Raw genomic sequence first — 23,311 nt, forward strand, 5'->3', positions numbered from 1 at the left:
CAGGGATCACCAGCTTTAGCTGCTTATCTGCATTTCTAAGCTGCCTATATGGCAGTGAACATTTTAATAATAATGAACCTATCCACTTAACTTTTCTAAGCTGCCTATATGGCAGTGAACGGGCAGCTTCGCGCTGGCCGTTCTCAGAGTACTTTCTAAGCTGCCTATATGGCAGTGAACACTAGCAATAAAAAGGGAACTGATGATCGCAATTTCTAAGCTGCCTATATGGCAGTGAACCAGTGACAACATAAACCTTTGTTGAATCGAAATTTCTAAGCTGCCTATATGGCAGTGAACTAGATACTCAATCTTTTAAAACCAATATTTTTTTTCTAAGCTGCCTATATGGCAGTGAACTGCCTTGTTGGATTTGACGTTTAACCTCTACATTTCTAAGCTGCCTATATGGCAGTGAACCCATCCATTATTATCAGCTTACCGGAAAACTTTTTCTAAGCTGCCTATATGGCAGTGAACAGTAGTTCCGTCTTGGTTTTCTCACTCAGATGTTTCTAAGCTGCCTATATGGCAGTGAACAAGAAGATAAAGGCGACTTCATCTGGAGGCCATTTCTAAGCTGCCTATATGGCAGTGAACCATCCGGCATAGCATTGCCGAAATTCCCCATCTTTCTAAGCTGCCTATATGGCAGTGAACCGTCAGATGGATGCAGCAGCTGGAACGTTAGTTTTCTAAGCTGCCTATATGGCAGTGAACATCGATGCAGTCTTTGCAATCATGGCCTGATCTTTCTAAGCTGCCTATATGGCAGTGAACTTGCCCATCTTCCTTGGCTTGGATTAAATTCATTTCTAAGCTGCCTATATGGCAGTGAACTTTTGACATTAAAAAACCCTGATCTAATTAAATTTCTAAGCTGCCTATATGGCAGTGAACGCGTGATTGAAGCCGCCTTAGATTTTGATTAATTTCTAAGCTGCCTATATGGCAGTGAACATTGATTGGGCTAGCGGTGTTTCTGGCTCTTGTTTCTAAGCTGCCTATATGGCAGTGAACACAAGCAAATTTAGGCTTAGGCCGAACAGTCATTTCTAAGCTGCCTATATGGCAGTGAACAAAAACCGCATGGTGTGCTGCCAAATCTTCCCTTTCTAAGCTGCCTATATGGCAGTGAACACCTGACCAATATCAGAGTGAAACTTCACAAATTTCTAAGCTGCCTATATGGCAGTGAACAAGAAGCGAACGGTGGTGGTGTAGAAACAATCTTTTCTAAGCTGCCTATATGGCAGTGAACGTGTCTTCCAAATAAACCGATTGCAAGCCATTTTTCTAAGCTGCCTATATGGCAGTGAACGTTGCTGTAGTTTGGTTCGATAGATGCATCTATTTCTAAGCTGCCTATATGGCAGTGAACAGCCCAACTACAGTGGTGATTGAGAGATGATTTTTCTAAGCTGCCTATATGGCAGTGAACTATCAATCTGCTCCTCAACAAGATATTCCGAATTTCTAAGCTGCCTATATGGCAGTGAACCGCAATAGTGCCAATGTGCTTGCTTAGATCATTTTCTAAGCTGCCTATATGGCAGTGAACATTTGCCGACCCCATCGAGGGCGATGCATTGATTTCTAAGCTGCCTATATGGCAGTGAACATCTCACTCATCTCTCAATCACCACTGTAGTTTTTCTAAGCTGCCTATATGGCAGTGAACAGTACGCAGGAATTAAGTTCTTCCCTCAAGCATTTCTAAGCTGCCTATATGGCAGTGAACATGGGTGATAGCGATGAGGGCTTAGGCGCTCTTTTCTAAGCTGCCTATATGGCAGTGAACTCTGGTCAGCCGTGGCCATGAATGAATGGGCATTTCTAAGCTGCCTATATGGCAGTGAACAGAATGCCAACTGAGTTAAAAGAGAAGCTTGATTTCTAAGCTGCCTATATGGCAGTGAACAATGCGGTTTTCAATGTCGGTGGCTTCTTGCTTTTCTAAGCTGCCTATATGGCAGTGAACAAGTGGATAGTCACTTGAAACACTTGGATTGCTTTCTAAGCTGCCTATATGGCAGTGAACATATCGATTAATTCTTGAAATACCCCCTCAGATTTCTAAGCTGCCTATATGGCAGTGAACCCGGCAATGCCACGTTAGCCAGGTGGTCGAGTTTTCTAAGCTGCCTATATGGCAGTGAACGCTTTCACTGACGAAATGGGATGAAATTCAGTTTTCTAAGCTGCCTATATGGCAGTGAACATGGCCGCCTACAATCCCTGCATTTCGCTCATTTTCTAAGCTGCCTATATGGCAGTGAACTTATTTGAGTCGGGTGAAAAGGTATTCACACATTTCTAAGCTGCCTATATGGCAGTGAACGCTGAGGCAGAACAACGTGAAGCTCGATTGAATTTCTAAGCTGCCTATATGGCAGTGAACTGCTTATAAAAGTTTGATGTGTTATTTGATTATTTCTAAGCTGCCTATATGGCAGTGAACTAGGCGCGAACTTTGCGCTTGTCGTGTTTAAATTTCTAAGCTGCCTATATGGCAGTGAACATCTAGATCATTCATCCTTTTTATCCTCGAAATTTCTAAGCTGCCTATATGGCAGTGAACTTCCAGAAGAACAACTCACCAAAAAGATTGTTTTTCTAAGCTGCCTATATGGCAGTGAACAACGATTTGATTTTAATTTTCCATTGTTTAAATTTCTAAGCTGCCTATATGGCAGTGAACTTGCGCGGGCCATAGCTGCATCACCTCTTTGCATTTCTAAGCTGCCTATATGGCAGTGAACACAGACCTCAATCGGGGTAAGCGGATTCATTGTTTCTAAGCTGCCTATATGGCAGTGAACGAAATCCCAAAAGGATATGCTGGCTTTTTAATTTTCTAAGCTGCCTATATGGCAGTGAACAAATCAATATCCATGAAGGAAAATGGTTTACATTTCTAAGCTGCCTATATGGCAGTGAACATTCTTCCAGGTCATTGCTGTGATTTCACCAATTTCTAAGCTGCCTATATGGCAGTGAACTGCATCACTTAAAAAAGGTCGCACCTCATATCTTTCTAAGCTGCCTATATGGCAGTGAACCTAAGGGGGTTCTATCATCCCACACATCAAAATTTCTAAGCTGCCTATATGGCAGTGAACCCTGGCTATTGGGATTACCGCACCGAATGCATTTTCTAAGCTGCCTATATGGCAGTGAACTTCTGACTGCTGACGGTGGTGTCACTGTGAATTTTCTAAGCTGCCTATATGGCAGTGAACGCCTGGAATACTCAAACAAGCAAAACGGACACTTTCTAAGCTGCCTATATGGCAGTGAACAAGTGCGGCAAGGAATTGGTAGCTGAACAAAATTTCTAAGCTGCCTATATGGCAGTGAACCAGGCGCAATGAGCGCCTTTTTTATTGTCCAATTTCTAAGCTGCCTATATGGCAGTGAACGACAGTGCAATCACTGGACACCCAAAGTCCTTTTTCTAAGCTGCCTATATGGCAGTGAACCATTTCGTGTAATCCAGAGCACAGCCCCCTCTTTTCTAAGCTGCCTATATGGCAGTGAACAGCAATTTTAAAGCAAAAAATAAAGTTATAACAGTGATTTAACTCTTAAATCTCTCAAAAGACCCAAGTTTTAAACCACTATCATAAGCTATTGATTTTATTAAGCTGTTAAAGAGTATAAAAATATTGGGTTAAAATTCTGGTACAGATGACACCGAACTTAATCCATAAGTGCTAAAAACCTGAGTTTCAGATTTTTCAGCAGATTGCTTTTCGATAAACAATTTAAAACGTTTTTCACTTTGCTGATCTGAAGTGCTCAGGCTTTTCATTTCAATATAAGGCAAGTTAGTTGTGGTCACCACATTGCTATATCTTGCTAATGCTTCATCAAAACCAATATCACCACGTTTTACACGGTGTCGTGCCAAACGCTGAGCATTGGTTTTCACTTGCTTACGCTTGTAAATGGCATAGCCTTTAATGTCGCTAGGTACTTCACGAATAGAAGTGATATGTACATAATCTTCTAAACGATCAAGCCAATGTCTGATATCTAATTTTTTTAAATCAGATTCAAAGTCAGCAAATAAACGTAGCTTTTTTCCTAAATTAATCTTCGCTTTTTCATTATCGCCTTTTTCTTCATAAATATAGTGAGGAAAAGACACACCAATATTGACTTTCTCCTCAATATTTTTTTGTTCCGCTAAAGCAATATGCAATTGTGCATAAAGCTTAGACCAAATGAAATAAGGAGAAATTTCAGCCTGATCAATCAAGGTGATTTCTTGATAAAATTTCATATTAATCCTTAGAGCTTTGACCAAAAACACCACCACGTACGAGCACAGCCATCACATAATGCTCTTGTTCAATATTTTCTAAAGATTCTCCTAAAGCATATTTATCAAATAAGCTAAAGAAATCCTGTTTGGCTTTAGGTGTGCGATACGCTTTGCCTAAGTTCGTCACAGCACCATAAGGTTCTATAGCAATAGCAGATTTTTGCTCTTCAAAGTCTGGATACCACGTATCAATGGTACGTAATGCATTACCAATTTTTTGAGAATGCATCGCAGCTACGTCATTCACTTGATAAAGAATTTTGCTCTTATCGCCCTTACCTTTATCTAAAACAAGTTCTTCACTTGGATAAACTTCCTGAGCTTTTCCAACTAAAGCGTAAGCTTCTACTTTAATTAATAAGTAAGGTATTTCACCTTTTAAAGCTTGTGCAATTTGATCTGCTAAGTTTTGCACCTTAGCATCTACACAGTCAAAATCATGTAATTTATAATCAAAGGCATTAAACGTTACAGCATCACTTTCATTAACTTTCACTACAACTTCAATCTTTTCTGCACCTACACGGTTACGCCACAAAAAGCGCGCATTAGCAATATTTAAGGCATAACGTTTAGCTAGCTCAACAAAACCATGAGTTTGAATATAGTTTTTCGCTACTTCTTTATATGAATTTAGAAATGTTTCATTATTACATGCTGATGGTTGTTCAATACCACCTAAAACTTTTAAAGTGAATGCGACTTTTAACGTATCTTGATGCTCTGCTAATGCACATGCATCAACAATTTGAAGATTAGCATTTTCCACTTTAGCATCTAATTTTAATGGATCAGCATCAGCAGCTTTTAAACGGTTTGAGATTGTGCCACGCACTGACTTTTCAATCAGCTTTAAAGCGGATTGTTCTGTACGATTTGCCCATGTTGTTCCATAAAAATAACCATCAGACGGAACGAGTTTTTTTTCAAATGCAAGAACACTTGCAACTGCTTTTTCATTTTTAGCCATGAGTATTTTTCCTTGTAAAGTCTAAATTAATGTGTATTTTGGTTTTGACATAGATATAAATTATTTTCTAAATCAACATGGTATTGCCATAATAACTGGTCAATACTTTCAATCCGATATGGCATCACAAACTCACCTAGAGTCAGCACACTTTCTGCAAAGCGATGTGGTGTATTGGCATCTCGCTGGTTTTTGGCTTGTCCGAGTTCTGAAATTCCCTGAAAACCCACTGCAATAGGAACAAGCCAGCCTTGTGCTTGACGTTTTGATGTCCAAGTCACTTTGCCTTCATCATCTTGAATTGAACTATGGGTGACTTTGAGATAATCCAAGACACTATCCAAAGCATCTTTGCCCTCTTGCATACTTTGTATAACCAAATCACGACGTTCGATGAGTACATGCCCAAGCATCAACTTATTTAAAATCGGACGTAATTGCTGTGATTGATCTTCATCATCATCAAAATTTAATATTGTGCAGGGCTTAACTGAGAGCACATCACCACTCGCAAATTTCATACCAGCCACAATCTCATGTACAAGCTCTAAAAGCTGATCTCTCTGTCTTTTAGATGAACTTTCAATTTCAATCAATAAAGACACTTCTAAGTGACAACGAGCTTCTTCGTTAAAAGCATCTGATGTTAGAGGAGCATCATATTTGGATTTATAAACGTCTTTAGGATATTTTTTTCCATAGTCAGCGTCAAAAATTGATGCTTTTCTATATACTTTTAAAGATTTTACAAAATCCTTTTTTCCCTTATAGGTTTGCAAATTAAACTCATGGCAACTCACTGCTACTTTCTTTAAGTTAAGATCACATCCTTGTTGCTTGAGTTTACGTTGAAGTGCATGCACTGCCCCAAGCCATGCGGTCATTGCAGGAAAACCAATCGTATAAGGACTGCTCATGGCATTGGCATTATGAAGTTTAAGATGCGGAATCAATAAAAAATGACGCATTAAAAAAACTCCTTGGCTTGTCGCAATGATTCTTCTACACGCTGTTTCACATCATTGATTTCAGCCGTTCCCAACATTCCAGCTTCACTAATGATTTTTTCGTAAGTGCGTAAAATCCAACGCGCAATGTCTTCACTCAGCTCATTACGCCATTCACTATCATTTTCACGTTGTTCTGCGTACATTGAATCAAGCCAAATACGCTGTAGTTTAGGTAAACTTGCGTAATATTCTTGTTGTGACCATCCCGCAGGATGAGATTCTCGGATTTTTAGTCCTTCTAATATGACTTGATCAATCACAAATTGAAGGATGTTTCGAATTGCAGTTCTTATATCAATATTGTTTAGATCTAACTGCATAAATTTATGCAATTGCACAAAACTATCTTGATAATTTTTTCGATATAAACACTGCGCAAAAAAATCAGTTCTTGGCAATCGTACTGTACGTTTTTCTAAAATAGGTGGACAGCTTGAAAGTAAATAAGCAATGCCCTTATTTTTGACATTTAACAAACTATAATTGCCCATTTTGATGAAATCACCATTACTGAAACCAATTTCAGTAATGTCAAAAACTTCACTAAACCCGCCTTCTAAAAATTTATTCTCTTTTTTAAAACTTCTAGCATGTTGTCCATCAACCCAAATATTCATATCATCAATACGATTTTTTACTTCATACATCAACATTGATGCTGTTTTAACAGATAATAAGTGATATTCATTATTCCCTATTGGGAAATACACTTGTCTAGTTGAGCTATGCGTTTCAGGTGTAGATTTTTCACCATAATAAACTTTTAAACACTTTGCTTTTATGTATTCGAAATCGGCTTTATTTTTTTCAAAAAATTGAATTAATGATTCATTATTGTCTTCAAATTTATGAATTAGTTTCTGATCATTATCCAAATCTTGATCGAGTAAATCATACAGTTCATACACAATTGTATTCGTCGCCGAGTTACCTGATACATCCACTTTATTCTTTAAATGAACATTGCCAGTTTTGATATAACCATCATTCACATAATGACCTAAAAAAATTTGACTCGTATCTGTGTCAATTTTGGCATTGGTAAATTTTGCAGGATGGGTTGTGACATTTGGCTTCACTTTACGAATGATATTGTCCAACCATACTCCTATATTATATTTAGCATCTGCTTCTCCCTGATACTCTAGACGTACCTTTAATCGAGCTTCTTCATCAAATTCATTTTTTTTGCCACGTAGCTTAGAATTAATTTTTGACTGTAAAAAATCTTCCTTTCGTGCTTCCAAATAGCTTACGATAATATTTTGCATACCCCCTCCCTTTATTTTGAATGTTGAATCACTAAGCCAAATTGGTCTGAATACATCAGTGTTTTATTCTCGTCATATTGTGGCAACATAATTTCCCCATAACGTTTTGATAATTCTTCTATTTCGTCTTCAATGTGCTGATTTTCTGAAATTTTTTCAATAACCATACGACACAATATGTCGCTATAGTTTCGATTAAGCCATAAACGTTGCTGTTCTAAATCAGTCATTTCAGAATATTGAATCTTGTAAAAACCATTTCGATCAATATATTGTCCAAAATCATCTTTTTCAGAAAACACAAGCTTACGATCTTTCCATACTGCAAAGAGCTGAATATTGGGTGAGCTTTGTCGAAATGGCATAAACTGTTGCGGTAAAGCCGTTAAAAACCAATACTGCGTTAACCAAGCATTTAATGGTTTTGCTCCAACTTGCTTATAATTGGTAAGACTATGTGCTAAAACTGCATGTTCTAAATCAGCTAGTTTTTCGGTAGCTTTTAACGGTGAGTTGGCTTGAATTCTTGGAATAGCATTAATTCCAGCCTCTTCATTTAAATCCATCAGATCTGATAAATTTTTGGTCTTTAATTTAAACTTATCATTATTGATTTCAAAACCTGGTTTTTCAAAAGCCACTTTCGCACCACGCAGCCCTTTTAAATTATATTGCAACAGACCAATATTCGGCTGTTCTATATCTTTTTCCAAGCTACGGTGGCGTAAAACCCGCCCTGCCAATTGAATAATGGAACGATAAGAAGAAGGTTCAACAATTGCCCAATCAAAATCGTGATCACGCCCTACTTCTTCCACAGGTGTTGCCACGAGGATAAAAATCACATGTTCACTATCCGTACTGTCCAAATGCTGACGAATCACTTCATTTGAAAATGCGATAGGCTGTTCATGTTGTTTTTCTTTACGCTTGAGTACGGTATCCAAATGACGTTCTTGCTCACTACGTAACAATAAAATCTGCCGACTGTGGTACGCCATCGCACGAGGAGCAATTTTTTCTGACCATTCAGCATTGAGTAAAAATTGTGTGAGTGCAACACAAGGTGGAATATTGGCAACGCGTAACACTCCAAATGACACTTTTTTCCCTGTTGTTTCATCAACTGTATGATGGTGATGATGCAATTTTTCTATATGCTGACGAATACGATCAAAATATTGTTGTTGCAGACTTTCCTCAAGTTGCTTCTGTTCTTTCGGTGCCACCAAATCATGACATTCAATAATATAAGCTTTGTGTTTAATCACTTGTTGTACTAAAGCTTTTGACCGAATTTCAACAAATGCTTCATGAGCATTTTTATACTGCTGAATCGTGTTATCTGATATTAAGTCAATACCTTGGATTTTTGACTTAAACTCATCTACCCACATGCCGACTGTTTGAACTTGTTTGAGCTTTTTAAAAGCGCAATATACTCGCCATCCTTGCTGATATACATTGAAAAAACCTTCTGCTAATGCTGGTGGAATCGTTGCCGATGAGATCATCACTTTACGACCTAACATCGCTGTAAGATGAATTAATCGAGCAATCGCAATTAAATCTTGGCCATTGAAGTCATCTACTTCGTCGATGACTAAATCAGAAGAAGATAGGCGTAAACTAGGTAAAATATATTTGCCACCACGTTTAGTTTCAGTTGCCGACATGATGTGATCAATCGTACAGGCTAAAACAGGCTTATATAAAAAGGCTTTATTACGTTCGGCTTGAGCTTGTGGAAATAGAACATTCATAAAATCAGCTTGAGGCATTTCTGCATAATCAAGCTCATTGTCTAAAAGCTGTTCTAAAGATTCCGAACCGATTTCATCCAATGGATTCTCATCTTGATTATTCTGTTTCTGATGCTGTTGCTGATGTAATTCTTGTACAGCTTTAGAACCAATTAAGACCGCAAGTTCATCATTACCCAAACCAATATCTTTACGGTATGAATCTCCAGTTTGTAAAGTTAAAGTCCGTAGCCCCAATGCCAGCACATAACGTAGTGATAGTCCATCTTTAGATAAGGCTTGCATAATTTTGGCATTAGCAATGGTTTTACCTTTGCCTGTACTTGCCATATTGACAATAAACCATCCCTGTTCGATGTCATCGTCATATTTTTGTCGAAATTTTTTGATCTCTTTAACTGCATGATCTTGCCATTCAAAACCTTGCGGACTTTTCTTTTTTAATTTTTGAATATCATACGCAGGTTCCATTTCATCCGCTAAACGACTTAAGGATTGTACAACACGCATGGCATTTTTACTGACATGTACTAAATGTTCATCTAAAAATTGCTTCGGCTGTTTAGTTTTATGATCAGTATTAGCAATTAAGCTCAAATTTGTTTTCCACGTTTTATCCGCATCACAAGATGAATAATAATGATCACCCAACATCAAACATAAACGTGCATGGTGTAAAACTACACGCCAACTGCCATCTTTTAAGACCTGTGCAATATTCTCTTGCTCTTGCAACAAACGCCTAGACCATTTTTGAATCTCTTTTGTCCATGATTGAGATTGGCTTAATAAACCTTGTGGAAATTCAAAACACTGTTTTAGGCGTTGCTGATATTCTTCTTCATCGAATTTATTTTGATAACCCCATTCAGCTTGAATATAAGAAAATAATGAAGAGAAACTTCTTACATCTTCATCTATAAAATCTTCTAAATAATCTTTTGACTTTTTATTTTCATCTTTAGATTTTAATGTAGGTAATCGATGGTGTGACACAATTAACCATGCCACCAACTGAGCTAAAGGTGGTAAATAATCCAGAGCTTTGGTTTTGTCTAAATTCTTTAGGACTGTTGCTTTAAGTTTGCCTTCAACCCATGATTGATGAATGAATAAATTCAACCATGCCTCATCATTTTTTGGATTTTCTGAAGAATGTACTAAGGCATTAAGTAATAAACAGGATATCCACTCATGGCGTAATGGATCACCCTTTATACTCTGTTTATTCTTTGGTTGCAGTTTTTCTTGAAATAAAACTGTGGCTTTTCCCCAATCATGTAATAGGGCTGAAATAGCTACTAATGCTTTAATTAGAGGTAAATAATGCCAATCATTTTCCCATTTGTTTTGATCTAACTTTTTCTGTGTAGTATTTACTGGCACAATTCCCTCAGCATTAAACTTATTCCGATTTCCTACAATCCATAGCAATTCACTTCTACGCCGTCCTCGAATCCAATGACAACTCACCGCTGTACTTTTGGTCACGGTTTTACGCAATAATTTTTTAACAGCTATTAGACCTTCTTCGGTAATGATGGTTTGCCACGTGTTATCGCCAATCCTGTCAGCAAAAGCATCCAAAACACGTCGGGTGCGTGGAATGGCTTTCTTTTCACATTGGGAAATAAAAGTCACAATCATAATGCTTACTCCTCTACATCATGATTTTTGCAAGCTTGTGCTTTGACTTGATCAAACATAAAGTCGAGTGCTTTATGCTCGGTAAATTTTTGCAAAATCTGCTGTCTAAATTCTTGCTCAGTCATTTTCTCTTTGGCACAAATAAACGCGTACGGTAAAACCACAGCATCCTTAATTAAATCTGCCACATCAAACACTAAAGCCCCTCGACGCGTCTTGCCATGCATGACTGCAAAACCGTGTGGAATTCCAAGTACCCAAAGTGTTGTCGCTGCTAAACCATAAGCCAGATAATTGCCATGATTTAAAAAATCATTAGCTAAATCACCTTGTTCAGGGTTACGGCTAAAATCTTTTAAGCCTGTACGTGTTGCTGCAATTTTATAAAGCTGTTTTGTCGTTGCTGCCTCTGTAAGGAGTAAATCACCTACTTTGGTTTGCTGTGGAATTTTATTAGCAAAGCCATCTAAAGCTTGTGTTATATCTAAATCATCAATATAAAAGCTGTACTCTTTTAAATCTCGGTCTTTTGACCAAATTTTTCTTATAAACTCAATCCGCGTGAGTTGAAATTGTTTAGCTACTTCTAGGCGTTTGGTATCATCAAACCAAAATTGCATCCAGCCTTGCATATACTCAGTTGGGCGATATTCACTCTGTGGTGTCATCCACTCGATTTCACAGCCCATAAAAAGAGGCGTTCCACCACCACCCGTAAAACCTACAAGCACCCCTGCACTGGCAAGCATACGCATGGCTGCTTGAGTAATCGATGTACCTGTACCCAATAAAATCACTGTAGTATTGGCAATCGGAATATTCCAATATTGATTTTCGTTTTTAGCCTCAGTCAGATAAAGTACTCGACCATCTTTCTGCATCACACGACAATGTTCAAGATAGTACAGATTGGCACGTTTCGAATGTAATATTGCTTTTAGATCTGATGGATTGAGCTGTTCCATTCTTATCATCAATTATGAAGAAGAGTTGTCCTTAAAATATCCTTTTCCAATAATTATTTGAAGAAATTTCAGGAAATTAACGTCACATATTGACGCAGTCTTTTTAAAGAATTTGTGTGATTCATACAGTTAAAAATATTTTTGAAACTTAATAGTTTAATACACTCGGGCTAATATCTTCTTCTCTTTTCCCCCCAACCAGACTAAATACTCATGCTCAATCGCCTGCTGATAGGCCCAGTCTGCAACCCGATGTGAACGCCGCAGATCGGTCAAAAAACCGAGTTGCGAAATCTCCCGACTAATCGCCTGATCATGCAGATGATTACGTTCTCTCCATTGATCTAGGAATTGCTCGGACGCTAGATAATTACTTTTCTGTGAATTACATTTATCATCTGCCAGGACAAAATTATGTCCGGTATCGGCAGGATATAGAGACCAGGGAATAAAATGATCCACGGCATATTTTGAGTTTTTCAGGCTTTTGCCACAGTAAAAACACTGGCATTGCTGTAAGTCAATTAAGAAGTCCGCGACCTGCCCCAATTGATTACGACTTGGAGCAAACATGAATTCATCTAGGTCAGGCAAGCCATCAAGTACAACTAGGTTCTGCTTGTTCAGTCGGACAAAATCAATCCAGCGCTTCTGGCACAGCTCTTCAATAATTTCACTGAATTGTCTTAAGCAATACATCACCTTGGGCAACAGCTTAAGTGACTGTTTGCAATCCTGCAGATGATAGAGAAACTCTACCGTTTGACCATTCAGATTCTGCAAATATACTACCGGCATTTGCTTAACCGTTGTCGCAACTGTTCGCTTCAGCCTATTCCAGTAAAGTACATTCTTTCTCAACGCGGCCAAGGTCTTGAATTGTTGCTGTGCATTCTGAATTTCACTGATGATCTTTGCCTGCTTACCAGTGCTTTGATGAATAGTAAAAGGCTCATACTGGTTAAACTGAAACGGCAGAGACTGTTTCCAGTACAGGTCAATAAACTTTTCCGCAATATCCTGATAGTCCAAATGCAAGGCAGCACCGGTATCTTGACCCTGTTCAATCGCCAGACGCGTGATACTTATCAGCAAAGCAAACTTATATGTCGAAGTAAAAGTCCCTGACTGCAATATCTGCTGAATATGCTTCAAGAATTTCAGCTGTTCTTGAGGTGTTGGTATTTCAGCTGTACTAAATAACATGGCTAAGCCTGCATTTTTCTAATCAGGATATTTAACCACTCTTCTGTACGGTCTGGACGTTTATCTACTGTAATCCATTGCTGTAAAAGTAAAGCCTGGTCGATTTGTTTGAGTAAGTCATGAGCTTGCTGCTCATTTAGATCAGTAAAGCTACGCCCCTCTTTCTCACGATCTGTATTTCCATATTTAAAAGACATATAACACACACCATTTGGCTTTAATGCTTTAAATATGCGCGCCAGCACTTCAGTCAGGCGATCTCTTTCACAGTGTAAAAGAGAAGCACAGGCCCAAATCCCATCATACTTAGCTACTTCATTCAGCTCATAAAAACTTTGCTGACGTACCTCGATGCCTGTCAGCTCTCTCGCCTTTTCAACCAGCTCGGTAGAATAATCAATTGCCTCAACTTGATAGCCTTTTTTCTTAAATGCCAAAGTGTCCCGACCCGAACCACAGCCCAAATCCAGGATCAATGCCTGTTCCGGCAAATATCTTAGAAATGGTGCGTAAAGACTTTCCATTTCAACCTGATAGGTATTTTCAAAAAATGCTTGAGCATGTTGATTGTAATAATTTGATGTTTGATTCATTGTCTAAAAGCCAATATCTTATGTTAAAGAACATACTGATTTTTCACTAGATAAGTCAAATGATCAGTCCTATGAATGAATCAAACTCTTATTTCACTGTATCCGGACAACTGAGATAGAAACCAAACTGGTTCTTGTAAATGGAAAAAATATGGGCTTCAGATTTCGCAAGAGTATTAAACTGCTACCTGGATTAAAAATTAATCTGACGCATAAAGGCATTAGTAGCGCGAGCATTGGCAAACCTGGTGCTTCTTTAAATATTGGCAAAAAAGGCACCCGAACCAGCGTTGGTATTCCAGGCACAGGCCTATCCTATTCCAAGCACCAACCCTATAAAAAAAGAGCAGGCAACCAAAAAATTCCTGCTCAGGAACAACAACCACTCTATACATCACATACTGAGAAACCCAAATCGAATGTCTGGATTTGGGTAATTTTTGGATTATTTTGTTTTATTGTCGGGGCAATTATTTTTTGAATTTAGCCATTCTTTGTACCCCATAATATCCACTGCTAGGCAAAATTTAATTCATTCATTACTATGGACGGATATTAAATACAATAAAGGCTGCCGCTGATGTCTGATAATGACAGTACTATGGATTATGATGAAAATGATTTAATCGATTCTCCCTTGTCTCAAATTTTAAAAGAGGATAATGAGCAAATTGAAGTTCTAATTTATCGATTACCCGATAGTGACTGGACACTGGAAGTGGTAAACCAAAATGGTACTTCTACGGTATGAGATGAAACATTCCCGTCAGATCAGGAAGCTCTATCTGTCGCTTTAGATGGAATTAAAGCCGCAGGCGGTATTCAGGCCTTTTACGAACTCAGCGACCTCGAAGCAAAGAAAAATATTTGGTGGTGTATCAAAAAGTATGCTAAAAAAAAGCAGGTTGAATTTTGATAAAACAGAGAAATGCAAATAACTCTAGAAATCAAATGGCCAACCTGCCTCAGTGACAGTATAAAGAAAAATGGCATCAAAGTAGATGGGAAACAAAACTACCAATGCAAAGACTGCAAACGTCAGTTTATTGGTGACCATGCTCTGAGCTATCTAGGATGTAATTCTGGCATTACTCATAAAATATTACAGTTAATGGTCAGAGGCAGCGGTATACGAGATATCGCTGAAGTTGAGCGCATTAGTATCGGTAAAGTCTTACGGACTTTAACTGAATCGGCCTATCAAATTCAGCCTAAACAAAGTCATTATGAATCTCTCGAAGTAGATGAATTCTGGACTTTTGTTGGAAATAAAAATAATAAACAATGGCTTATTTACGCCTACCATCGAGAAACAGGTGAGGTTGTTGCTTATGTTTGGGGTAAGAGACATTTAGCTACAGTCCAAAGGTTGAAGACAAAGCTTAAACAATTAGGTATTCACTACACCCGAATTGCAAGTGATCATTGGGACAGTTTCATCACTGCTTTTAAAAACTGCAAGCAAAGTATTGGTAAGTTGTTTACTGTAGGAATTGAAGGTAATAATTGCAAAATAAGGCATCGAATAAGGCGTGGTTTTAGAAGAAGTTGTAATTTCTCCAAAAAGCTTGAAACACCACCTGGAAACCATTTTAAAGCCTTCGACTTAACCTTCTTTTACATCAATAATGGCTTCATTTAATCTCAGCATACTTTTTAAAACACCACCAAATAATTTAATGAGCATTTAAGAATATCAAGCCCATTAAAAATGGGATTGATATTCTTAAAAATTAGGTAAATTTCACTCAACTATTCATCTCTGATTTCAATAGATGCAAACTCTTGTTCAGGCGTGCCTTCCACCAGATGATGTCTGCTATACAGCAGATAATACAGAATGAATAAACCATAAATTAGCGCTGCCAAACACCATACTTTTGGATTAACCATTAAACCCGCCACCACTGCAGCACAGGCCAAAACCAATGCTATACTTGAAGTGACGATGCCGCCGGGTGTTTTATATGGTCGTGCTAAATCTGGACGGGAAAAACGCAATTTAATATGCGACATCATCATCAACACATAAGAAATGGTGGCACCAAACACCGCAATCAAAATCAGCAAATCTCCTTCACCCGTTAATGACAATACAAAGCCAATTACCCCAGGAATCACAATCGCCCATTTCGGCGCTTGTTTATTATTGGTGAGCGATAATATTTTCGGTAAATAACCCGCACGCGATAGGGCAAACACTTGACGCGAATAAGCATAAATAATCGAGAAGAAGCTTGCTACTAAACCTGCTAATCCCACAAAATTCACAAAACTGGCAATCCATGAATGCTGTCCATAGACTGCAATTAATGCATCAACCAATGGTGCTCCTGAATTTTTCACTTGCTCTGCACCCATCGCACCAGCACTTAAAAACAAAATCAGCAGGGCAAATGCAGCCAGAATCAACATTGAACCAATTAAACCACGTGGTAAAGATTTGACTGGATCTTTGGCTTCTTCAGCAGCCAAAGGCACGCCTTCAACTGCAAGGAAAAACCAGATTGCAAATGGGACAGCAGCCCAAATGCCCATGTAACCGAGAGGCAAAAATGAACTCGCCCCCGCAGTATTTAGCATTACTGCAATATTAAATAAATTGGCAGCATTAAAGTGTGGAACCATTGCCACTATAAACACCAACAGCGCCACACAAGCAATTGCGGTAATGCCAAACATTATTTTCAGAGCCTCACCTGCACCTTGTAAATGAATTGCCATGAAAAACACATAGCAAAACAGATAAATCGGCCAGCCACCTATGCCAAATAAAGCTTCACAATAATTGCCAATAAAAACTGCAATTGCGGCAGGTGCGACTGCATATTCAATCAGAATTGCAGTCCCTGTAAGATAACCACCAAATTGCCCAAACGCCACTCGCGCAAAACTATAGCCCCCGCCTGCTGTTGGCAGCATGGTCGACATTTCTGACATCGACAAGCTCATGCATAGATACATAAATGCCACTACAATCGTAGCAACAAATAATCCGCCCCAACCACCTTGCGCAATACCAAAATTCCAACCTGCGAAGTCACCCGAAATCACATAAGACACCCCTAACCCCACCAACAGTAACCAACCGACGGCACCCTTTTTCAGTTGGCGTTGGGCAAAATATTCGGTGTTATCTGCGACACTCTCCGTCATTATCATTTCATTTTTCATGATGCTCGATCACCTTTTCACCAAATTCGACCACTTTAATATCGGTGAAATATCGGCTTTAAACTTGACAATAAATCATGAGCATAGTCGCTTGAAGTCAAGTTGCTCTTTTTTTTCTTTTATAAGATCAGCTCAAAGTCTGGGACTCCGCACCCAAGATCAGCATGAAAAGGAGTACAACATGAGCGTCCAACAAAATGAATATTTAAGCATTCAACAACTCTACGAATTGGCAAAAAAAGCCATGCAAACCTATCCAGCATGCTATCAAGGCGAGATCAAATTACTCTGCCAATCTGAAAATGCCACCTTTGTTGTGAAAACCGCTCAACAACAATATGCACTACGCATTCATCGTCCCAATTATCATTCCAAACAACAAATCGAAAGTGAACTAGCATGGTTAGATGCGTTAAATGCGCATGGCATCGCGGTGCCGATTGCCATTGCCGACTGTCATGGAGATAAAGTCCAAACATTGGCACTCAGTCCAGATATTTCAAGGCATGCAGTGCTCTTTCATTGGGTGAAAGGTGTAATGCCTACAGCAGATAATGTCGATCCATGTGATTTTAAGCAGTTGGGTGAAATCACAGCACAACTGCACCTGCACAGTAAAACATGGGAGATGCCAGCCTACTTCCAACGTATTGTTTGGGATCATGAAAGTATGGTTTTTGCCGATGGACATTGGGGTGACTGGCGTCATGCCCCACAGTTAAAATCGGTAGATCATGCCGTGATTGATGAGGCAATTTGCCGTGTTGCCACCGAGCTAAATCAATTTGGGAAGTCCAAAGATCACTATGGGCTGATCCATGCTGACCTCAGACTGACCAATCTGTTGTTGAATGAAAAAAAGGTTGGTGTGATTGATTTTGACGACTGCGGCATGGGCTGGTTTATGCATGACTTAGCTGCAGCAATTAGTTTTAATGAACACTATACTGCTGCACCCAAGTGGGTCGAACAATGGTTGAATGGTTATGAAAAAATTGGGCATGTGAGTGCAGAAGAGTATGCGTTGGTTCCCACCTTTATTATGCAACGTAGAATCCAATTGATGGCTTGGTTCGGTTCACATGCCTATACCGACATGGCCAAAAGTTTGGGAGCTCAATGGTCGGATGAAACTGTGCGACTTTGCAAAAAATATCTTAACAACCAAATTCCAGCAGGTATATAAAAAAATACCTGTAGGCAGAAGCAAACCGTAAAGCATTGAATGGCATAGCTCTTGCTTAATTTAGAACAATAACGGTTCTGTATTAAAAGAGGCTATGCATGATTCAATTTAATCCTCTCTCCATCAACGCTCAAGACATCAGCAACCAAGGCATTTTATCAGCTGCCGCGACAGGCCTAAGTGACTTTATTCTGCATAAAGGTGCCGATGTCGATCGCATTTTTGGGATCAGTGGTATTAATCCTGAATTATTGCTCAGCCCCACCCTCAGTTTGCAACTCACCAATTATTGCGAAGTCTTGGAACAATCCGCAAAACTATCACATTGCGATAATTTCGGACTGCATTATGGACAGCAATTTCATCCCAAAGCTTTAGGACTGATTGGCTATATTGGTTTATGTTCAGCATCGCTGGAAGATGCATTAAAGAACATGACCTCACATTTTAATCTGCATCAAAAAGATACTTTATGCCGTATGGTTGAAGTCAATGATGCCTATCGTTTCGACTACCAAGTCCAGCATGGTGCAATTTTATCGCGACGACAAGATGCCGAACTCACAGTGGGCATGTTTATGAATGTAATTCGTGAAGTCTTGGGCACACACTATTCACCACGCGAAATTCATTTTGAACACCCACGTCCCGAGTTTTGGCAAGAACACAGTAAACTGTTTAATGCATCAGTGTTTTTTGATCAGCCATTCAATTCAATTTTGATTGCCAAATCAGACCTTAAAACCGCAATGCCACAGTCAGACCCGTTGCTGCTCACCATGATGCTCGACACTTTAAAAATTCTGAATACGCAATCGCAGTCACAAACTTTAACCAATCAAGTCCGTGCACACATTCAGCAAGATTTGATTCATGGTGAACCCAACTTGGAAAAAGTTGCACTAGATTTACATATGAGTCCATGTACCTTATCACGGCGCTTAAAATCACACGACATCACCTTTACTCAACTAATTGATCAAGTTCGTTATGAACTGGCCAAACACTATATTCAACAGAAGAATTTACCGATTTCTGAAGTAGCATTTTTATTAGGCTATTCCGAAGTCAGTGCCTTTTCCCGTGCATTCAAGCGTTGGTTTGGCTGTACACCACGCCAATTACGACATTAAGTGGTAAGACATCAATAAAAAAGAAACCCCGCTCATTGAGCGGGGTTAAATATGTATGACATTTAAGTTTATTTTTGCAGTTTACTTAAGGCTTGATCCAACGCTCCAACCAACCAATCAATATCCTTTTCTTGGAACACCAATGGTGGACGTAACTTCAAGACATTGCCATATGGTCCCGCAACAGAGGTCAGCACACGATGCGTATTACGCAATTCTTCAATCAAATCCAGTGCCAGAGCTTTATCAGGCATTTTGGTGAAACGATCTTGTACCAATTCGAAACCAATAAATAAACCAGCACCACGCACATCACCAACACAGTCATACTTTTCCATCAGCTTACGCAATTCTGTCAAAAGTAGACCACCAAGGCGCTGACTATGGGCTTGTAACTCTTCTTCTTGAATAGTTTTCAGCACGGCCTGCGCCGCTGCCATCGCCACAGGATTCCCCCCAAAGGTATTGAAATAAGGGATTTTTTGACTAAAGGCAGACAACACATGATCTTTCGCGAGTAAACCTGATACTGGAATACCATTGCCCATCGGCTTGCCTGTGGTAATGATGTCGGGCACCACACCATGACGCCCAAAACCCCAAAAAGAATCGCCTGTACGAGCAAAACCAGGCTGTACTTCATCAGCAATGAAAATACCACCATTGGCATGCACTACATCCACTGCTTTTTTCAGGAAACCAGTAGGATTTGGCATTACCCCGTCTGATGAAAAAATGGAATCGGCTAAGAAGCCTGCAAACTTGATGCCATTGGCATTCATATCATCAATTTGTGCTTGAATTTGCGCGGCGAACCAGTCACCTAAATCTTCACCCTCAAAACGATATTGATCAGGTGCTGCCACCAAACGAGTTGTAGCAGCTAAGGTCTGTCCTGTACCAAGCGCAGGCGAACAGCCCGAAGTAAGATCACTAGTACCATGATAGGCTTCTTGCGACACAATAATACCCGTACCACCACTGTATTCACGGGCAATACGAATGGCCAAATCATTCGCCTCAGAACCCGTACACATATACATGGCTTTGTTAATTTCAGTCGGTGTGGTCGCTAAAAGTTCGTCGGTATAATCTAAAATGCGCTCATGTAAATAACGAGTATGTGTATTCAACATTTGCATTTGTTCATTTACGGCATTGATTACCGCAGGATGGCAATGTCCTATACTAGCGACATTGTTATAAGCATCCAAGTATTGATTGCCTGCAGCATCCCAAAGGTATTGTCCTTGCCCTTTTACAAGATGCACTGGGTTTCGATAAAACAAGCGGTAAGATTCACCTAAATTTTGGCTACGTCGATCGGTCAGTTCTCGGGTTTCAGAATCTAGTGCACTCGCATGCTCGGCACGGAAGCTATTGGTATCCATAATGGTAGATCGCGTATTCATCTACTATTCCTCTCTCACAAACTGTTTTTTAGTGCATTTGAATGATTTTTATATTGCACACTGCTCATTTTAAAGACTTGACTTTAGAGCGCGATATGTAATTTTTGAAGTCAAATCTTATAAGATAATTTCTTCACAATACGAGTGATAGGATATCTATTTGAGCACTTTTATTATGAAAAGTGAATAAATAGCCTTTAAATGAATTCGCTAAAGAAGCCTGACAAAAAATAAAGTTGAATTCCATCATCCCTAATAAATGATAAAACTACTGAAATTTATTTACAGGCTCTATATTAGTAATATGCATTTATCAACATACAAACTGAACTTTGAGCTATTTAGCAAAACTCATCCAATTTTTGGTGGTGTATCAAAAAGTATGCTAAAAAAAAGCAGGTTGAATTTTGATAAAATAGAGAAATGCAAATAACTCTAGAAATCAAATGTCCAACCTGCCTCAGTGACAGTATAAAAAAAATGGCATCAAAGTAGATGGGAAACAAAACTATAGCTAAATTCTAAAAACACTAGCACATGGAAACATCTGTAAAACCTCATTTCCTATGGTTTTAAGTGTGATAATAAAGTAAGTATTCAGCTATAGCTGGGCTGCATGCCTTGCATGGTTAAAATAGGTCCACCATAGACCAATAAGGCATTTTGCGCCTGTTGTTGTGTGTTTGAAGCGGTGCTAGACAGACTGGTTGCACAACCACTCATCATTACCACAGTGGAAGAAATCAGAGCCGTGAGTGCAAAAGAAATTTTATTAAAAAGCATGGGTTAAACATTTCATATTGCTAAATATTATATTTTGCTCCATACGAGCATTCGTTATAGGTATAAAACTTTAAATACAACACATCATCACTCTGACCTTAGTACTTTAAGCAAACTCTTGTCAGGCAGAATAAAGTGCTCAATATTGAACGAATTATTGCAATAACTTTAAGATGTGTTGCAAACGGACATTGTCTATATTTTCTTTATACACTGCATAAATCGGCGCAATACATGGATTGTTCGCCTTGAGTGCTTTGTAAACAATCTGCTTATTCCAAAAGTCACGAATGGCCTCAGGCACGATGGATAAACCAATCCCTGCAGCAATCAAGTTTAAACTCGAGGTTAAACGTGGCGCTTCTTGTACAATTTTGGGACTAAATCCAGCTTGGTAACAACTGGCCAAAATATTATCAAATAAATCTTGCCCCGCTAAACGTCGGTACAACACAAAATCATGCGGTTCAAGATCCAGCAAATGAATTGGTTCGGCTTGTTCAGCCAAAGGATGATTGTTGGGTAAGGCCACAATGAGTGGCTCATCTAGTATATGTAGACTGGTTAAACCAAGGCCAATCGGTGCAGGTTTGCGTAAGAACACAATGGGCTTTGTTGCATAAATATGTAAGCATCTGATTTAAATAAATTTAATTTTGGATCAAAAAATAATCAAAACTTTTAAAATCATATAGTTATGAAATCTTTGTGCAACAAAGCCATATACTTATCAAAAATTGATTCCTATTTGGTTTTAATTACCATTAAAAAAGATCAAATTTGAGCATTGTTATTGTAATAATCAACTATACTCATCCCTACTGTATTCATTGTAATCTGCTATGTGAACATCATAATAGAAACATGATATTTTTTGCCAACTCACAAATATAGCTAACTAATAGTGAGTATCTAATCGAGGAGGAAAATTTGAAACTTTCAATAATAAATAAACTTTAAAAACAAGGAAAAAATGATACCTCCTGCCATATTCAAAAACTCTAAATATACGTGAATATTGCTGTATTATTTTTATTCAATAGCACACATGGATCTGACATCTGAACTACTTTTGAAGTTTCCAGCAACACAGATAAGTACTCTAAAAAATTTCAAAAAAAGCAGAATCACCATTCATCCACAAGCGTATGGTTTCAACTTATGCTACTTAAATATGTTTAAAAATCTCACTGCAGATTTAGATATTTCTAATCGCATAAAAGAACTCCATGTGTGGAAAACTTCAGAATTTGATGGCTACTCCATTTTCAATAATATTCACCTTTGTACACGACAAAAAAAGATAACTCATTGAAATAATGGCATAATACTTGTTTTCTGACGACGAATATGATGACACATTTCAATGAGTTACATCTCATCTTAAACAAATATCTAAAGTGGAACAAGTCACATGCAAAATGTTTTACACTGATTATGCTTGCATTAATTGTAAAACAGACATGTAATCTTTCTTCTGCATCTAAAGCCTTACCCATCAAGTGCTTACCACAATCATTTTATCGACGTATACAACGCTTCTTTGCAGATCAGTATTTCGATTATCGTCAAATTTCTCAGTTAATTTTCAATATATTTTCATTCGATAAAGTCCAATTAACTTTGGATAGAACTAATTGGAAATAGGGAAAACGAGATATTAATATCTTGATGTTAGCCATCGTCTATCGTGGAATAGCGATACCTATTGTTTGGACATTGCTCAATAAACGTGGAAATTCAGATACAAAAGAGCGTATTGCTTTGATTCAACGCTTTATCTCCATTTTTGGTAAAGATCGTATAGTGAATGTGTTTGCAGACAGAGAATTTATCGGTGAGAAATGGTTTACATGGTTAATTGAAAA

Annotated in this window: 15 protein-coding genes, 5 pseudogenes and 1 CRISPR repeat array; of the genes and pseudogenes, 8 read left to right on the plus strand and 12 right to left on the minus strand. The window is 38.5% G+C overall.

What is annotated here, in order from left to right; all coding sequences use genetic code 11:
* Nucleotides 1-32 precede the first annotated feature (32 nt).
* A CRISPR array of direct repeats spans nt 33-3,542; the repeat unit is 28 nt; unit sequence TTTCTAAGCTGCCTATATGGCAGTGAAC.
* A 131-nt stretch (nt 3,543-3,673) separates the two neighbouring features.
* The 8 genes from cas6f to C8322_RS13525 form a co-directional block, all read right to left on the minus strand.
* Complete coding sequence (cas6f, locus tag C8322_RS13490; protein WP_004895759.1) at nt 3,674-4,288, minus strand: type I-F CRISPR-associated endoribonuclease Cas6/Csy4; 615 nt, start codon at nt 4,286-4,288, stop codon at nt 3,674-3,676.
* A gap of 1 nt (nt 4,289) precedes the next feature.
* Entirely contained in the window at nt 4,290-5,300 is a 1,011-nt protein-coding gene (gene csy3 / locus C8322_RS13495; protein ID WP_004895761.1) for a type I-F CRISPR-associated protein Csy3, read from the minus strand.
* Nucleotides 5,301-5,326: 26 nt separating this feature from the next.
* Nucleotides 5,327-6,268: a type I-F CRISPR-associated protein Csy2 gene (gene csy2 / locus C8322_RS13500; RefSeq protein WP_004895762.1), complete on the minus strand. Its 942-nt coding sequence runs from the start codon at nt 6,266-6,268 to the stop codon at nt 5,327-5,329.
* Nucleotides 6,268-7,581: a type I-F CRISPR-associated protein Csy1 gene (locus tag C8322_RS13505; RefSeq protein ID WP_004895765.1), complete on the minus strand. Its 1,314-nt coding sequence runs from the start codon at nt 7,579-7,581 to the stop codon at nt 6,268-6,270. Before C8322_RS13505 ends, csy2 begins: the two co-directional genes overlap by 1 nt.
* Nucleotides 7,582-7,592: 11 nt before the next feature.
* Nucleotides 7,593-10,991 carry a type I-F CRISPR-associated helicase Cas3f gene (gene cas3f / locus C8322_RS13510; protein ID WP_004895766.1) on the minus strand — a complete coding sequence of 1,133 codons (3,399 nt, stop codon included), beginning with the start codon at nt 10,989-10,991 and terminating at the stop codon, nt 7,593-7,595.
* Between the two features lie 5 nt (nt 10,992-10,996).
* The gene (gene cas1f, locus C8322_RS13515) at nt 10,997-11,956 is read right to left on the minus strand and encodes a type I-F CRISPR-associated endonuclease Cas1f (protein ID WP_004895768.1); all 960 of its coding nucleotides are present in this window, start codon (nt 11,954-11,956) and stop codon (nt 10,997-10,999) included.
* A gap of 156 nt (nt 11,957-12,112) precedes the next feature.
* Nucleotides 12,113-13,162 (minus strand): HNH endonuclease, encoded by a 1,050-nt coding sequence (locus tag C8322_RS13520; protein ID WP_004895770.1) that lies wholly within the window; start codon nt 13,160-13,162, stop codon nt 12,113-12,115.
* A 2-nt stretch (nt 13,163-13,164) separates the two neighbouring features.
* On the minus strand, nt 13,165-13,755 hold the full coding sequence (locus C8322_RS13525) for a class I SAM-dependent methyltransferase (protein ID WP_004895771.1): 591 nt from the start codon (nt 13,753-13,755) through the stop codon (nt 13,165-13,167).
* 151 nt (nt 13,756-13,906) lie between these two features.
* Between C8322_RS13525 and C8322_RS13530 the strand changes: the two genes are divergently transcribed.
* From C8322_RS13530 to C8322_RS13540, 3 genes and pseudogenes are all read left to right on the plus strand, one after another.
* Nucleotides 13,907-14,236 carry a DUF4236 domain-containing protein gene (locus C8322_RS13530; RefSeq protein ID WP_004895773.1) on the plus strand — a complete coding sequence of 110 codons (330 nt, stop codon included), beginning with the start codon at nt 13,907-13,909 and terminating at the stop codon, nt 14,234-14,236.
* Between the two features lie 99 nt (nt 14,237-14,335).
* Nucleotides 14,336-14,671, plus strand: a pseudogene (locus tag C8322_RS13535) (hypothetical protein).
* A gap of 12 nt (nt 14,672-14,683) precedes the next feature.
* Nucleotides 14,684-15,397: an IS1 family transposase gene (locus C8322_RS13540; RefSeq protein WP_004895776.1), complete on the plus strand. Its 714-nt coding sequence runs from the start codon at nt 14,684-14,686 to the stop codon at nt 15,395-15,397.
* A gap of 110 nt (nt 15,398-15,507) precedes the next feature.
* Here C8322_RS13540 and eat read toward each other — a convergent pair whose 3' ends face one another.
* On the minus strand, nt 15,508-16,929 hold the full coding sequence (gene eat, locus C8322_RS13545; RefSeq protein WP_004895778.1) for an ethanolamine permease: 1,422 nt from the start codon (nt 16,927-16,929) through the stop codon (nt 15,508-15,510).
* Between the two features lie 181 nt (nt 16,930-17,110).
* On the opposite strand from eat, the gene C8322_RS13550 reads away from it, so the two are divergent.
* On the plus strand, nt 17,111-18,115 hold the full coding sequence (locus tag C8322_RS13550) for a phosphotransferase enzyme family protein (protein WP_004681103.1): 1,005 nt from the start codon (nt 17,111-17,113) through the stop codon (nt 18,113-18,115).
* Between the two features lie 98 nt (nt 18,116-18,213).
* On the plus strand, nt 18,214-19,248 hold the full coding sequence (locus C8322_RS13555; protein WP_004895780.1) for an AraC family transcriptional regulator: 1,035 nt from the start codon (nt 18,214-18,216) through the stop codon (nt 19,246-19,248).
* Between the two features lie 68 nt (nt 19,249-19,316).
* Here C8322_RS13555 and C8322_RS13560 read toward each other — a convergent pair whose 3' ends face one another.
* A complete protein-coding gene (locus C8322_RS13560) occupies nt 19,317-20,660 on the minus strand; it encodes an aspartate aminotransferase family protein (protein WP_004895783.1) in 1,344 nt (447 codons plus the stop codon).
* 423 nt (nt 20,661-21,083) lie between these two features.
* On the opposite strand from C8322_RS13560, the pseudogene C8322_RS13565 reads away from it, so the two are divergent.
* Nucleotides 21,084-21,172 (plus strand): annotated as a pseudogene (locus tag C8322_RS13565) (transposase-like zinc-binding domain-containing protein); the annotation flags it as partial.
* 85 nt (nt 21,173-21,257) lie between these two features.
* Here C8322_RS13565 and C8322_RS13570 read toward each other — a convergent pair.
* Both C8322_RS13570 and C8322_RS13575 read right to left on the minus strand, forming a co-directional pair.
* On the minus strand, nt 21,258-21,443 hold the full coding sequence (locus tag C8322_RS13570; RefSeq protein ID WP_004895784.1) for a hypothetical protein: 186 nt from the start codon (nt 21,441-21,443) through the stop codon (nt 21,258-21,260).
* Between the two features lie 154 nt (nt 21,444-21,597).
* Nucleotides 21,598-22,050 (minus strand): annotated as a pseudogene (locus tag C8322_RS13575) (LysR substrate-binding domain-containing protein); the annotation flags it as partial.
* Between the two features lie 441 nt (nt 22,051-22,491).
* Between C8322_RS13575 and C8322_RS13580 the strand changes: the two are divergent.
* Nucleotides 22,492-22,728: pseudogene (locus C8322_RS13580) on the plus strand (hypothetical protein); the annotation flags it as partial.
* Between the two features lie 68 nt (nt 22,729-22,796).
* Nucleotides 22,797-23,311, plus strand: a pseudogene (locus tag C8322_RS13585) (IS4-like element ISAba33 family transposase); the annotation flags it as partial.

It is taken from the genome of Acinetobacter sp. SM1B, assembly GCF_003289665.1.
Classification (GTDB): Bacteria; Pseudomonadota; Gammaproteobacteria; order Pseudomonadales; family Moraxellaceae; genus Acinetobacter; species Acinetobacter schindleri.

What these genes read in the sequence shown, in the direction of transcription:
- cas6f (WP_004895759.1), bottom strand. Translation starts at nt 4,288, where the DNA reads ATGAAATTTTATCAAGAAATCACCTTGATTGATCAGGCTGAAATTTCT.
- csy3 (WP_004895761.1), bottom strand. Translation starts at nt 5,300, where the DNA reads ATGGCTAAAAATGAAAAAGCAGTTGCAAGTGTTCTTGCATTTGAAAAA.
- csy2 (WP_004895762.1), bottom strand. Translation starts at nt 6,268, where the DNA reads ATGCGTCATTTTTTATTGATTCCGCATCTTAAACTTCATAATGCCAAT.
- C8322_RS13505 (WP_004895765.1), bottom strand. Translation starts at nt 7,581, where the DNA reads ATGCAAAATATTATCGTAAGCTATTTGGAAGCACGAAAGGAAGATTTT.
- cas3f (WP_004895766.1), bottom strand. Translation starts at nt 10,991, where the DNA reads ATGATTGTGACTTTTATTTCCCAATGTGAAAAGAAAGCCATTCCACGC.
- cas1f (WP_004895768.1), bottom strand. Translation starts at nt 11,956, where the DNA reads ATGGAACAGCTCAATCCATCAGATCTAAAAGCAATATTACATTCGAAA.
- C8322_RS13520 (WP_004895770.1), bottom strand. Translation starts at nt 13,162, where the DNA reads ATGTTATTTAGTACAGCTGAAATACCAACACCTCAAGAACAGCTGAAA.
- C8322_RS13525 (WP_004895771.1), bottom strand. Translation starts at nt 13,755, where the DNA reads ATGAATCAAACATCAAATTATTACAATCAACATGCTCAAGCATTTTTT.
- C8322_RS13530 (WP_004895773.1), top strand. Translation starts at nt 13,907, where the DNA reads ATGGGCTTCAGATTTCGCAAGAGTATTAAACTGCTACCTGGATTAAAA.
- C8322_RS13540 (WP_004895776.1), top strand. Translation starts at nt 14,684, where the DNA reads ATGCAAATAACTCTAGAAATCAAATGGCCAACCTGCCTCAGTGACAGT.
- eat (WP_004895778.1), bottom strand. Translation starts at nt 16,929, where the DNA reads ATGAAAAATGAAATGATAATGACGGAGAGTGTCGCAGATAACACCGAA.
- C8322_RS13550 (WP_004681103.1), top strand. Translation starts at nt 17,111, where the DNA reads ATGAGCGTCCAACAAAATGAATATTTAAGCATTCAACAACTCTACGAA.
- C8322_RS13555 (WP_004895780.1), top strand. Translation starts at nt 18,214, where the DNA reads ATGATTCAATTTAATCCTCTCTCCATCAACGCTCAAGACATCAGCAAC.
- C8322_RS13560 (WP_004895783.1), bottom strand. Translation starts at nt 20,660, where the DNA reads ATGAATACGCGATCTACCATTATGGATACCAATAGCTTCCGTGCCGAG.
- C8322_RS13570 (WP_004895784.1), bottom strand. Translation starts at nt 21,443, where the DNA reads ATGCTTTTTAATAAAATTTCTTTTGCACTCACGGCTCTGATTTCTTCC.